The 12911-nt window shown below is 65.5% G+C and carries 10 protein-coding genes, 1 tRNA gene and 1 pseudogene; 6 read left to right on the plus strand and 6 right to left on the minus strand.

What is annotated here, in order from left to right:
- Positions 1-7: 7 nt before the first annotated feature.
- Positions 8-739, minus strand: coding sequence for an enoyl-CoA hydratase/isomerase family protein (locus tag H7290_RS19630; protein WP_290515708.1), 732 nt, complete (start codon positions 737-739; stop codon positions 8-10).
- 58 nt (positions 740-797) lie between these two features.
- Between H7290_RS19630 and H7290_RS19635 the strand changes: the two genes are divergently transcribed.
- The 5 genes from H7290_RS19635 to H7290_RS19655 all read left to right on the plus strand — a co-directional run bounded on the left by H7290_RS19635 (position 798) and on the right by H7290_RS19655 (position 7509).
- Positions 798-1667: an FAD binding domain-containing protein gene (locus H7290_RS19635; RefSeq protein ID WP_290515709.1), complete on the plus strand. Its 870-nt coding sequence runs from the start codon at positions 798-800 to the stop codon at positions 1665-1667.
- Positions 1664-4039 carry a xanthine dehydrogenase family protein molybdopterin-binding subunit gene (locus tag H7290_RS19640; RefSeq protein ID WP_290515710.1) on the plus strand — a complete coding sequence of 792 codons (2376 nt, stop codon included), beginning with the start codon at positions 1664-1666 and terminating at the stop codon, positions 4037-4039. The genes H7290_RS19635 and H7290_RS19640 overlap by 4 nt, the downstream gene beginning before the upstream one ends.
- Complete coding sequence (locus tag H7290_RS19645) at positions 4036-4527, plus strand: (2Fe-2S)-binding protein (protein ID WP_290515711.1); 492 nt, start codon at positions 4036-4038, stop codon at positions 4525-4527. Before H7290_RS19640 ends, H7290_RS19645 begins: the two co-directional genes overlap by 4 nt.
- On the plus strand, positions 4520-6820 hold the full coding sequence (locus H7290_RS19650) for a xanthine dehydrogenase family protein molybdopterin-binding subunit (RefSeq protein WP_290515712.1): 2301 nt from the start codon (positions 4520-4522) through the stop codon (positions 6818-6820). Before H7290_RS19645 ends, H7290_RS19650 begins: the two co-directional genes overlap by 8 nt.
- 65 nt (positions 6821-6885) lie before the next feature.
- Entirely contained in the window at positions 6886-7509 is a 624-nt protein-coding gene (locus tag H7290_RS19655) for a GntR family transcriptional regulator (protein ID WP_290515713.1), read from the plus strand.
- A gap of 27 nt (positions 7510-7536) precedes the next feature.
- Here H7290_RS19655 and H7290_RS19660 read toward each other — a convergent pair whose 3' ends face one another.
- Genes H7290_RS19660 through H7290_RS19670 form a run of 3 tightly spaced genes read right to left on the minus strand, consistent with a single transcriptional unit; the run spans position 7537 to position 11220 of the window.
- Positions 7537-8937: an amidase gene (locus tag H7290_RS19660; RefSeq protein WP_290515714.1), complete on the minus strand. Its 1401-nt coding sequence runs from the start codon at positions 8935-8937 to the stop codon at positions 7537-7539.
- Positions 8934-10490, minus strand: coding sequence for a class I adenylate-forming enzyme family protein (locus H7290_RS19665; RefSeq protein ID WP_290515715.1), 1557 nt, complete (start codon positions 10488-10490; stop codon positions 8934-8936). The genes H7290_RS19660 and H7290_RS19665 overlap by 4 nt, the downstream gene beginning before the upstream one ends.
- A gap of 40 nt (positions 10491-10530) precedes the next feature.
- Entirely contained in the window at positions 10531-11220 is a 690-nt protein-coding gene (locus H7290_RS19670) for a TetR family transcriptional regulator (RefSeq protein WP_290515716.1), read from the minus strand.
- An 80-nt stretch (positions 11221-11300) separates the two neighbouring features.
- Between H7290_RS19670 and H7290_RS19675 the strand changes: the two genes are divergently transcribed.
- Positions 11301-12476 carry an acyl-CoA dehydrogenase family protein gene (locus H7290_RS19675; RefSeq protein WP_290515717.1) on the plus strand — a complete coding sequence of 392 codons (1176 nt, stop codon included), beginning with the start codon at positions 11301-11303 and terminating at the stop codon, positions 12474-12476.
- 194 nt (positions 12477-12670) lie between these two features.
- Here H7290_RS19675 and H7290_RS19680 read toward each other — a convergent pair.
- Together H7290_RS19680 and H7290_RS19685 are read right to left on the minus strand one after the other, a co-directional pair.
- Positions 12671-12752: transfer RNA gene (locus H7290_RS19680), tRNA-Leu, on the minus strand.
- Between the two features lie 20 nt (positions 12753-12772).
- Positions 12773-12911: pseudogene (locus tag H7290_RS19685) on the minus strand (peroxiredoxin); the annotation flags it as partial.

The raw sequence follows: 12911 nt of genomic DNA on the forward strand, positions 1-12911 counted from the left end.
GCTGAGGTCAAGGACCAGACAATCGGCCCTGACGGCTCGCGGTGCGGGCACTGGGGGCAGAACCCGTCCACGAGTCGCGATTCTGCTGACGCTCCGCCGTGAGCCGACCGAGCAGATCGTCAGCGGTCGTCACCTTCTTGACCCTGGCCAGGGCTGCCGGATCCGCGCCGGCCAGCGAGACAGCCAGCTCCCGGGCTCGCGACCATGGGTCCTCGTCGACGCGTGCCGCGAGCCCGGCCTGAACCGCCTCGGCCGCGTGGAGCCAGCGCGAAGTCAAGGTGAGATCCAGCGCCCGGGAACGGCCGAGGAGAGTCGGGAGAATCCAGGCCCCGACTGCTAATCCGTGGCCCGGACCCACCCAGCGCCAGCGCGCCTGTGCGGAGATGACCCTGATGTCGGCAGCGGTGGTGAGCTGAGCGCCACCGCCGACCGCGGCGCCCTCGACCACGGCGATCACGATGCCCGGTCGGGTGATCATCTGTTCGTAGCAGTCATAGAGCAGGTCGCTCAGACGGGTGCGGGTCGCGTCGTCGGTGTCCAGATCGGCACCCGAGCTGAAGATGTTCGCGGTCGTGCTGCCCAGCAGCAGGGTGCAAGAGGGTCGGGCAGAGAGGGTCCGGTGCAGATCTTCCACGGTGGCCAGCGAAAGCGCGTTGCGGCGAGCCGGTGCATTGATCCGCACTCGGGTCACGCTGCCGGTTCCGCAGATGTCCTCTTCGTCGACGTGAAGGTCGCTCATATTTGATCCGTTCGCTCGTTGCGATATGGTATATCAACGACCTAGAAGGAGTGTGTCTGTGAAGCCAGCAACATTTGAGTATCACCGGGCATACACCCCGGACGAGGTCGTAGAACTTCTGGACGAGCTCGGCGAAGATGCCAAGATCCTGGCAGGCGGCCAATCGCTCGCCCCCATGATGAACTTTCGGCTCGCCCGTCCGAGCGCACTGATCGATGTCAACACGGTCGTCGGTCTCGACTACATCCGACGCGAGGGTGACCAGCTGTGTGTCGGGGCAATGACCCGGCATCGCACCGTCGAGACCAGTACCGACGCTGACGTACAGGACGGCTTCGCGTTACTTCCACGGGCAGCGCGCTGGATCGGGCACTACCCGATCCGCACACGTGGCACGGTCGGAGGCAGCATCGCCCACTCCGACCCCACCGCTGAGTGGTGCATCTTAGCCAGGTTGTACGACGCAGACGTCGTGGTCCAGGGACCTGAGGGTCGACGGACAGTTCCGAGCGAAGGGTGGTTCACCGGTTTCCTGAGTACCTCTATCGGTCCGAGCGAGATGGTGGTGGAGACCCGCTTCAGCAGGCCCCGACCGTATGGCGCGTTGACCGAGTACGCACGTCGGCGCGGAGACTTTGCGATTGCTGCCTCTGCGGTCGCGTTCGACGTCGTCGACGGACGTTGTCAGGATGTCAGCATCGTGCTCGGTGGAGTCGCGACGGAACCGTTGCGCCTGCCGGAGGCAGAAGCTGCCGTGGAGGGGTCCGTCCCGGAGGACCAGACGTGGGCCGAGGCAGCCCGGATTGCGGCTGCCGCGATCAAGAAGTCGTCCGACCCGCAGGACGACGACCGCTATCGCCGGCACCTCGTCGACACCCTGACTCGGCGTGCTTTCGACGAAGCGCTGGTGACGGGACCGACCTCGTGAATGCCAGCTCATCGGCCGCGCCGCGCTGGGTCGGCAGCCGGCTGCCCCGCCGGGAGGACTCGCGAATGCTGCGGGGCGCCGGACTGTTCGTGGACGATATCGCCGATCCGCATGCGTACCACTTGGCGTTCGTGCGCAGCCCACATGCCTCGGGGCGCATCATCGAGATCGGTACGGAGGACGCGCGCGCGATGCCGGGGGTGATCGCGGTGCTCACCTCGGCCGATCTGGGCCATCCGCAACTGACCGCGGTGCTCGAACGGGAGGAGTTCATCGCGACTGCGATGCCGCTGCTGGCCCACGACAAGGTCCGGTACGCCGGTGAGCCGATGGTGGTCGTCGTTGCCGAGAACCGCGGTCTCGCCGAGGACGCGGCTGAGAGCGTGTGGTGCGAGATCGAGGAGCTGCCGGCTGTCATGTCCTTCGACGATGCAGGTGCCGTGGCGACACCAATCCACGATGAGGCGCCTGACGGCGTGTTGTTCGATCTGCAAATGTTCTCGGACGACGTGCTTGAGGAGCTGCTGGCGGAGGCACCACTAGTGCTCGAGGAAACCTTTCGAAGCGGCCGGGTCGCGGCCGCGCCGATGGAGTCGCGGGCCTGCCTGGGAGAGTGGCGCGCACGTGACGAGCAGGTCGTCCTTCACATCTCCACCCAGGTTCCACATCAGGTTCGCACCGGTGTCGCGCAGGCACTGGGGATTCCGGAAAGTCGGGTCCGGGTGATCGCGCCAGACGTCGGCGGCGGTTTCGGTCTGAAATGTGTCGTGGGACGCGAGGAGGTCGTGGCTGCCGCGATCACCCTCCGGCTTCGTCACGCGGTCCGTTGGAGTGAGGATCGCCAGGAGAATCTGATGGCTTCGTTCCACGGGCGTGAGCAGGATTACCGGATCCGGGCGGGTTTTGACGGTGAGGGACGCATCGTCGGGCTCGATGCCGACATCAGGTGCAACATTGGGGCGTACTCGGTGTCCCCGTTCAGCTGCGCGGTGGAACCGCTGATGGCCGCCACCGAGCTGCCGGGCGTCTATAAGGTTGGGCGGTATGCCGCCAGGGCCCGCGGATTCGCCAGCAACAAGGCTCCCACCGCGCCCTACCGGGGAGTGTCGCGTCCACAGATAGTCTTCGTCATGGAGCGGTTGATGGACAAGGCGGCTCAGAGACTGGGTCTCGACCGAGTGGAGATTCGGCGCCGCAACACGATTCAATCCGAGGACTTCCCCTACACCGGTCCCAACGGCATCACGTACGAGCCGGGATCGTACGTGGAGGCACTGGACCACTGCGTGGCGGAAATCGAGACGGCCGGCTGGTGGCAGGCGTGTGAGCAGAACGATGGCCTGCTGCGTGGCGTGGGCATCGCGAACTTCTCCGAGAGGACCGCCTACGGCACCGCGACGATGGGTCTGCGCAAGATGCAGATGACTCCTGGCTTCGAGGTCTCGCACGTTCGGATGGACGCCTCGGGCGACGTAGTGGTGACCAGCGGGACCTGTGGGCATGGACAGGGCCACGAGACGACATTCGCCCAGATCGTCGCCGACCGGTTGGGCATCACACCGGATCGAGTCAAGCTACGGCAGGGTGACACGGAGATCACCAGCTTCGGTTGGGGGACGTTCGGCAGCCGTTCGTTGGTGATCGGTGGCGGGGCGGCCGCCGTTGCTGCGCGTGGCGTGGCCGATCAGATCCGGCAGGTCGCGGGGGAGATGCTCGAGGCCGATGCTGCCGACATAGACTTGGCGGAGGGCTACGCGACGGTGCGCGGTGCGCCGGATGCGCGGATCGCCATCGACGACATCGCGGCGACGGTTCATTTCAGGTCGCACACGCTGAGCGAGCGTCGGGAATATCTGCTCGAAGCCAGCGGTAGCGCCGATCCTTCGGGAATGTTCTCGAATGCGGCACATGCGGCGCTGGTCGAGGTCGATCCGGGGACGGGTGACGCCCGTGTCTTGGACTACATCGTGGTCGAGGACTGTGGCGTCGTGGTGAACCCGATGATCGTCGAGGGCCAGGTCCGTGGTGGTGTCGCCCAGGGCATCGCCGCGGCGCTGTACGAGGAGATGGAGTTTTCTTCTGAGGGCCAGCCGCAAAGTGCCACCTTCATGGACTACCTGGTTCCGACCGCGAGCGAGATCCCGCGCGTCGCCGTGCATCACCTGGAGACACCTTGTGACCAGACGGAGACGGGGGCCAAGGGCATGGGCGAAGGCGGGAGCATCGGCGCTCCTGCCGCTGTCGTCTCCGCGCTCAACCACGCGCTGCGTGAGTATCACGCCGACATCGACTTCATCCCGGTACGACCAAGCGATCTGCGAAAGATCCTCGATGGCACAGCTGTTGTGCCACGAGAACAGGAGGCGATATGAAGGACCAACATCTGGTGACCTTGACGGTCAATGGCCGTGAGCACGAGCTGGTGCTCGAGTCGCGTCAGTCGCTGGCAGACACCTTGCGTCAGGATCTCGGGTTGACCGGCACTCATCTTGGCTGCGAGCACGGCATCTGCGGCGCGTGCACCGTCCTCCTCGACGGTGAACCGGTTCGTTCCTGCCTGGTCTTCGGGGTTCAGGCTGACGGACGCGAAGTGCGCACCGTCGAGAACCTGGCGGACGGCGACGAGCTGAACGACCTTCAGCAGGCGTTCAGCCGTCACCACGGCCTCCAGTGCGGGTTCTGCACTCCTGGTTTCCTGATGTTGGCCGAGGCCTACCTGTCCACCGAGCCGACCGGACAGCGTGAGGAAGTCCGGGAGGTGGTTTCGGCCAACTTGTGCCGATGCACCGGATACGAAGGAATCGTGGATGCCATCTGCGAGGTCGCCGAGCTCCGTTGTCCGGGGGCGCGCCATGACTGAGCAGATCGGCCGGCGGGTGCCTCGCAAGGAAGACCACCGGCTGCTCGTCGGCGGTGGCCGATTCGGCGCCGACATCCAATGCACGCGGATGCTGCACGTGCGTGTTGTCCGCTCGCCGTTCGCCCATGGGGTGCTCACCCGCGTGGATACGTCCGCGGCCCTCAGTGTGCCCGGTGTCATCGACGTGGTCACTGCCCGCGACTTGCCTGCGAGCCTACGGATCCCGGTCCGACTGGAGGTCCAGGGACTCGATCTTTCCGACCACCTGCAACCCGTGCTCGCCAGCGACTCCGTCCGTTACGTGGGTGAACCGGTCGCTGTGGTGGTTGCCGAGGACCCCTACATCGCAGAAGACGCTGCCGAGATGGTCCAGATCGACATCGAGGAGCTTCCAGTGGTTCTCGACCCGTCCGCTGCTGGTGGTGACGACGTCGTGGCTGACTTCCGTCTCGGATTCGGTGACGCGGACGCTGCTTTCGCCTCCGCCGCCCACGTCGTGGCGATGGACTTCAGCGTCGGCCGCCACACTGCCGTCCCGATGGAGCCTCGCGCGCTGGTCGTCGACTACACGGCGGCCACGGACTCCTTGGAGATCTACGGCGCCACCAAGGTGCCGGCATTCAACCGTGGAGTCCTGGCCGACCTGCTCGGTGTGGACCAGAGCACCATTCGGATGCACGCGGTCGACGCCGGCGGCGGGTTCGGTGTCCGTGGCGAGTTCTACCCCGAGGACTTCCTGGTGCCCTGGCTGTCACGAAAGCTGCGGCGCAACCTGTCCTGGGTCGAAGATCGCGCCGAGCACCTGGTGTCGGTCAACCATTCCCGGGAGCAACAGCATCACATCGAGGTCGCGCTAGAAGCCGACGGCACGATTGTCGGCTTGCGTGACGATGTCTGGCACGACAACGGTGCCTATGTCAGGACCCACGGCATCATCGTCCCCGAGCTGACTCTCGCGATGTTGCCCGGTCCCTACCGGATCCCGGCCTACGAAGGACGCGTCCGGGTGGCGCTGACCAACAAGACCCCGTGCGGCACCTATCGTGCGCCGGGCCGCTTCGAGGGCACGACCGTGCGCGAGCAGCTGCTCGACAAAGCGGCCTACGAGCTGGGCATCGACAGGGTGGAGCTGCGCCGGATGAACCTGCTGCGCGCCGATGAACTGCCGCACAGGCGGGCGATGACCACGCTGGGAACCGACGTCGTCCTGGATTCTGGTGACTATCCCGGCCTGTTCGGCCGTGCGCTGGAACGCGCCGACGAGCTCGGCTGGAACCGCCTCGTCCAGAGCGCCCGGGCGGATGGCCGTCGTGTCGGACTTGGGGTTGCCATGTTTTTGGAGAAGAGCGGTCTCGGACCCAACGACACGGCCGATGTCGAGGTGACTAGCTCGGGCCGGATCCGGGTGCACTCAGGCGGCACGTCGCTGGGACAAGGCATCGAGACCGTCCTCGCGCAGATCGCGGCCGATGAGTTCGGTGTCTCGATCGACATCGTCGACGTGGTCAACGGGGACACCTTGCTGCAGCCGTACGGCACGGGATCGTGGGCGAGCCGTTCAACTGTGGTCACCGGTAGCGCCGTCCGCGGCGCTGGGCAGCTGGTGGTCGCACGACTGCGTGAACTCGGGGCCAGGATGCTGGAGGTGGCCGAGGGAGACGTTGAAGTCAACGAAAGGCAGGTGCGGGTCCGCGGTGCGACGGCGAGCGCACTGAGCTTCGCCGACGTGTGGCGCGCTGCGCAACCGGGAAGCGCTTGGCTGCACGCCGACGAGCCAGCGGGTCTGTTCGCCCGGCATCGCTTCAGCGTCGACCACATGACCTACCCGTACGGGGCACACATTTGCGTCGTCGAGCTGGATGCCGGCACCGGTGCTGTGAAGGTGCTGCAATATCTGGTGGTCTACGAGGTCGGTCGTGCGGTCAATCCGACATTGGTCGAGGGACAGCTGCGTGGGGGGGTCGCCCAAGGAATCGGTGGTGCATTGTTCGAACAGTTCAGCTACGACGACGCCGGACAACCACAGGTGACCACGTTCATGGACTACCTGATGCCGACAGCGTCGGAGATCCCGGACATCGACCTCCTGGTGTGCGAGGATGCACCATCGACGACGAACCCGTTGGGTGCCCGCGGTGCCGGTGAAGGTGGACTTACCGGTGCGGGGGCGGCAGTGGCGAGCGCAGTAAGTGACGCGCTCGGACTGCCGGCAATGACGCAGTTGCCGATACGACCTGAGCTGGTCGTGGCAGGTATTGCTAGTAACGGCCTGTTGAGCGGGACGGGAGCCTAGTCATGGTCACTCCAGATGAGATGGGTCGGCCACACATCCGATCAACCGTCGGCGGATTGTCACTGATGCAGTACTCGTCCAAGAGCGACATCGTCTGCGCGATGCTGCGCGAACTCATCATCAGCGGCGAGCTGGCGCCATCGGAACCGCTGCGCCAACGTGACCTCGCCGCGCGGTTCGGGGTGAGTCAGACCCCTGTACGGGAAGCTCTGCGCAAGCTGGAGTCTGAAGGCCTGGTGATCAACGACCCGCACCGTGGTGCCGTGGTCGCCGGATCACGAAATGGCATGGTCAGTGACAACTCACAGATCCGGGCGGTACTCGAACCGTTGGCCGCGCAACTCGCTGCACGGGCCATCACCGACGAGCAACTGGCGCTGTTGCGCCAGCTCAACGGCCAGATGGAAGCGCTGCCTGAAGGCGATGAACGCTACGGCGCGTTGAACCGTGAGTTCCATTTCGCGATCTACGAGTCCTCGGCCTCACCGATGCTGTTGTCGATGATGCGTTTGCTTTGGCAGTCGATGCCGCATGGCCCTGCCGTCACCCGCAGTCATACCACGTCCGTCGACCAGCACTCAGCGCTGATCGAAGCTCTGGCTGCACGGGACCCTGAGCGGACGGCCGAGATCACCCGCAGCCACATCTTGGACACCAGCTATGTCGAGTCCCACGAGACGGGCGCCTAGGCGGACAGGGCGGCTCTCCTGACTCATTCACCACTCGTGGTCGGTAGCGACACGGGTGTGCTGCTCGATTCTCAGCGCGAGGGCGACGCAGACGGCCTCGCCGTGCGGGGGCGCCATGATCTGCGCGCCGACGGGCGCTGCCGACGTCTGGATGGGGACGCTGATTGCAGGCGTCCCGGTGACGGATGCCCACGCGGTGAATCGGGTCAGAGCCGAGGAGACCGGCACCGCGCGGTTCGCGATCTCGACGGTACCGACACCCCGGAGCGGAGCCACACAGGGCGTGGTTGGCGTCAGGAACGCATCGAGATCATGTTCCGCGAACAGGCTGGCGGTTGCAGCGGTGAGCACCTTTCGTGCGTCTGCGATCAGCTGAGCATGTTGCTTGAGCTCCTCACCGAGAGTCAGCAGCGCCCGCGCTTCACCCCCGAAACCGGCAGGATCTGCCTGCACCGCGGCAGCGTGTTGTTCGGCCGAGGACAACAGCATCGTGAGCAGCGAGATGCTCCCCGCGTGGCGGGGTAGCTTCGTGTCGACGGCGATCGTCCGGACACCGGAGCGGGTGAGATCCGCAACGGTGCGTTCGTACGCCCGCCCGGTCGGTGAATCCAGTGGCCCCGGTTCGCGGAGCACGCCGACGCGCAGGCCCGACACTGGCCGCTTGGCTCCGAGGGGCTTGTGGAGGAGGACTTCGAGCATGGCTGCACAGGTGCGGGTGTCTTGGGCAAAAGGGCCGGCGACGTCCATCTCAGGGGCGAGCGGGGTGATGCCGCGCATGTCCACCGATCCGGTGGTGGGACGGAACCCGACCACTCCGCACAGAGCAGCCGGGATGCGGATCGAGCCGCCGGTGTCTGTGCCAAGTGCGCTGGCGCACACCCGCGCGGCCACGCATGCGGCGCAGCCTCCCGACGATCCGCCCGTGGTCCACTCACGGTCGAGGGGATGCCCTATCTGCGGGGTGATGACACCCCAGGCCATTTCGTGGGTGGCCGCCTTGCCGACGCATTGCGCACCGGCGGAAGCGAGCCGCGCCCAGGCGGGCGCGGACTGGGCTGGTTCCCGCCATGCGGCGCCCGGTGTGCCGTTGTGAACCGGCAGCCCGGCCACGTCGATGATGTCTTTGACGGCCACAGTGAGGCCGTGCAGGGCGCCCGGTCGGGGGTTCTCAGGAGTGTTCGCGGCAGCGACCAGCCAGCCCTCATCCAGCGCGGAGTCGATCGAGACCACGGGTGGCGTGGGATCCGCGGCCCATCCCAGCCAGCCTGCGTCGGCGGGCCCAGGCAGGCACCAGTCGGACAGTGCAGCTGAATCGGCCATGAGAGTCTCGGCGATGGTGATGGCGCGCCGCATCCAGTCCCGGTAGGTCTCTCTCGTCGCACGCTCCAAGGCGACTTCTGGGAGCGGCCAGCGGGGGGCTCTGGTCATGCGCGAGAGGACGGGACAAGTTGGTTTCGGGTTACTTTCCCCATGGCATTGCGCGGAAGCTGGTCGAGGAAGAAGACTCTCTTGGGGCACTTGTACGCCGCCAGATGATCTAGGCAGTGAGCGAGGATCTGCTCGGAGCTGACCTGTTGGCCGGCGCGCGCCACGACCCACGTGGCGACTTCCTCACCCCAGCGCTCGCTGGGCAGCCCGGCGACGGCGGCTTCCCGGACGCCGGGGAGCTGCTCGATGACCCGCTCGACCTCGGTGGGCACAACATTCATGCCGCCGGTGATGACGAGCTCCTTGAGCCGGCCACTGATGATCAGCAGTCCCTCGTCGTCCCAGCGGCCGAGATCCCCGGTCCGGAACCACTGTCCGGGCCAGAATGCTGCGTCGGTGGCTGCTGGATCGTCGAGGTAGCCATCAAAGACCTGGGGCCCACGGAGCACGATCTCGCCCTCGGTTCCGACTTCGACGGGATGACCCCGCACGTCGGTCAGGGCGACTTCGACCCCCGGCAGCGGGTATCCGACCGCGCCGACCGTGCGCTCGCCTTCGTAGTTGTTCGAAACGTTGAGGCCGGTCTCGGTCAGCCCATATCGTTCCAGCGGCATCATGCCGACCTTCTCGAAGTAGGCTCGGGCCAAGGTGGCTGACAGCGGCGCGGAGCCTGAGGTGGCCAGTCGGAGTCGCCGCAATGGGGCGAGCTGTTCCCGATCCAGTGCGACCAGGCGTTGGTGGATGCTTGGTACTGCAAACATCACTGTGGCCTGCGTCCGAGCGATGGTCTCCAGCAGCCGGTCCGGGTCGAAGCGTGCGAGGACGCCCGCTTTGGAGCCGGCGAGAAGGCTAACGTGAATACCACTCAGGCCGTGCTGATGGAACAACGGCAGCGCGTGCACAAGGATGTCCTGGCTGTTCCAGCGCCACGCCAGCATCGCCGACCGGATCGAGGCCAGCAGTTGGCCGTGGGTGAGTGGGACCCCCTTCGGGAGTCCAGTGGTGCCCGAGGTGAAGGCGAGCAAAGCGACGTCCCGGGAGTCCAGACCGACCGGCGGATGTTCTGCTGCAGACTCTGTCGCTTCGATGAGATCATCCATGCGGAATACCGGCACCGAGGTTGTCCGCGCGAGCTGGTCATCAGTCAGCACGATGACCGGGTCGCAGCGGTCGACCACCCGATTCAGTTCGCTCGTCGTGAAACCAGGGTTGGTCAACACCATGACGGCACCCAGCCGAAGGCCGGCAAGATAGGCGACGACGAACGCCATCGAGGTTGGTGCGCTGATCACGACCCGCTCACCGTGGACGACGCCGTGCTCAGCCAGGACCGACGCCGCGCGAGCGGCGCGTGCACGCAGGTCGGCGTACGTGATGGTCGCTTCCTCGATCGTGAGCGTGGAGTCGGGGTGCGTTCGCGCGGTCTGCGCGAGGACGTCGGGGATGGTTCCCCGGCTCAGCTGCCGCCGGAGTGCCGCCGGGTCCAAGTTTTCCGGAGTCGCACCCAGATGGCCGATCCAGGCCTGCATCATCGCTGGCTCTACGTCTCGCACTAGATCTCCTCGCCTGAAACATGGTATACCAGCGACGATATCACTTCGGTGCGAGATCAGGTTCTTCCTTAGGTGTGGAGGGTGCCCCGTCGCGCTTGCGCCCGTTTGCGAGGCTGGCATGGAGCGGCTCAAGACCGGCGATCAGGCACTCGAGCGCAAGCGTAAAACTATCGGTGTCAATCTCCTCCGCGTGATCGCGGATCAGATGGGCCTTGACCAGGTTGGGATATCGGTTCAGGTAGACGCGAGTGTCATCGGCGAACCCGCTGGCGAATGCCGTCGTTGCTGCGCCGATCACCAGATACTTCGTCGCGGCGGAGATCAAGGTCGCCTGGCGTGCGGGCCAACCGCCGGCGATCAGACCCCCGTGCACGGCGTCTGCCATCGTCAGGAAGTCTTGTCGCTCGCCGGTCCCGGCTGCGACGACCGGGGCGGCATTGGGGTGCGCGGCCAGAGCGCTGCGGTAGGAGCTGGCCCAGACGCGTATGCCATTTCTCCAGTCCCCGTCGTTGAAGCCGGAGGTATCGACCCCTCGGGTGAGCAGGTTGGCCACCGCGTCCAACACGTCGTTCTTCGTCGGGTAGTGGCTGTACAGAGATGCTGCCTGCACGCCGAGCTCTTGGGCCAGTCGTCGCATGGAGAGCGCGGCAAGACCGTCGGAATCGATGACGGCGAGCGCAGCGTCGCGGATCAGGACTCGGTTGAGCAGCGGTGTGCTCGGACGCACCATAGAAGGTCTCCTTGCTAAAACTAACGACGTGAGGTTAACATCCCATAAACCTAACACCGTTTGGTAAAGGAGCAATTGTCGTGACTGTGACACCCCAGAGCCCGCTGGACCTCTTCGGTACTGATTCGTTGGTGGGCGAGGATGATCTGGCGATCCGCGACACCGTCCGTAGATACGTCCAGGACAAGATCAAACCGCAGCTCGCGGACTGGTACGAGACGGCGAACATCCCGGCCCGGCACCTGGCGAAGGAGCTTGGCTCGCTGGGTCTGCTCGGCATGCACCTTGAGGGGTATGGATGCGCCGGGACGAGCGCTACCGCGTACGGCCTTGCGTGCATGGAGCTGGAGGCAGGTGATTCGGGCCTACGCAGCCTGGTGTCGGTGCAGGGGTCGCTGGCGATGTTCGCGATTTGGAAGCACGGTTCAGAGGAGCAGAAACAAGAGTGGTTGCCGCCGATGGCCGCAGGAGAGGCGATCGGCTGCTTCGGACTGACTGAACCGGATTTCGGTTCGGACCCGTCAGGGATGCGGACCCGTGCCCGCAGGGACGGTGCGGACTGGGTGCTCAACGGCACCAAGATGTGGATCACCAACGGGTCGATCGCCGATGTCGCGGTCGTGTGGGCCCAGACGGATGACCGGATTCGCGGGTTCGTCGTGCCGACCGACACAGCAGGATTCTCAGCTCCGGAGATCATGAGGAAGCTCTCGCTGCGGGCGTCGGTGACCTCCGAGTTGGTGCTCGAGGACGTCCGACTGCCGGCGTCGGCGATGCTGCCCGAAGCGGCTGGCTTGTCCGGTCCACTGTCCTGCCTGAACGAAGCACGATTCGGAATCGTCTTCGGAGCCCTCGGGGCGGCGCGCGACTGCTTGGAGACCGCGATCGGCTATTCCCAGGAACGGCAGATCTACGGCAAGCCACTGGCGACGTTCCAGGCCACTCAAATCAAACTGGCAGACATGACCCTCGAGCTGGGCAAGGGCCTGTTGCTCGCGCTGAATCTCGGCCGGCTCAAGGACCAGCACGTGCTCCGTCCTGAACAGGTCAGCCTGGGGAAGCTCAACAACGTCCGCGAGGCGATCGCGATCGCGCGGGAGTGCCGCACGATACTGGGTGCCGCCGGAATCACTTTGGACTACCCGATCATGCGGCATGCCAACAATCTCGAATCCGTGCTCACCTACGAGGGGACCTCCGAGGTCCACCAGCTCATCATCGGCCAGGCCCTCACCGGACAGTCCGCATTCCAATGAGGCTTGGCTGACCGGCCGGCCCAGGACCGAGGTCGGTCGAGTCCACGCACGAGGGTCGTTCTCCTCCTGTGTCCAGACGCCTGGGTGCGGCGCGATGCCTGGCGAGTTGCCGCAACCGACAAGCACCTCAAATGACAGAAGACCGAACCCTTCACAGGTTCGGTCTTCCGGGATGTCCTGAGACATCGGATTTGTGCCGGTGACAGGACTTGAACCTGCACGCCCGAAGGCACAGGATCCTAAGTCCTGCGTGTCTACCAGTTCCACCACACCGGCCCAACAGAAAGAGTAGGGGGTCAGCCCACGAGTCCGAGGTCCTTGCGCAGCTTGGCGACGTGGCCTGTCGCCTTGACGTTGTACTGGGCGACCTCGATGGCGCCGTCCGCGACCACGAACGTCGATCGGATGACGCCCTCGACGACCTTGCCGTACAGC

This window comes from Aeromicrobium sp., assembly GCF_014378035.1.
Taxonomy (GTDB): domain Bacteria; phylum Actinomycetota; class Actinomycetes; order Propionibacteriales; family Nocardioidaceae; genus Aeromicrobium.

What these genes read in the sequence shown, in the direction of transcription:
- H7290_RS19670 (WP_290515716.1), bottom strand. Translation starts at nt 11,220, where the DNA reads ATGGTGCGTCCGAGCACACCGCTGCTCAACCGAGTCCTGATCCGCGAC.
- H7290_RS19660 (WP_290515714.1), bottom strand. Translation starts at nt 8,937, where the DNA reads ATGACCAGAGCCCCCCGCTGGCCGCTCCCAGAAGTCGCCTTGGAGCGT.
- H7290_RS19655 (WP_290515713.1), top strand. Translation starts at nt 6,886, where the DNA reads ATGCAGTACTCGTCCAAGAGCGACATCGTCTGCGCGATGCTGCGCGAA.
- H7290_RS19645 (WP_290515711.1), top strand. Translation starts at nt 4,036, where the DNA reads ATGAAGGACCAACATCTGGTGACCTTGACGGTCAATGGCCGTGAGCAC.
- H7290_RS19650 (WP_290515712.1), top strand. Translation starts at nt 4,520, where the DNA reads ATGACTGAGCAGATCGGCCGGCGGGTGCCTCGCAAGGAAGACCACCGG.
- H7290_RS19630 (WP_290515708.1), bottom strand. Translation starts at nt 739, where the DNA reads ATGAGCGACCTTCACGTCGACGAAGAGGACATCTGCGGAACCGGCAGC.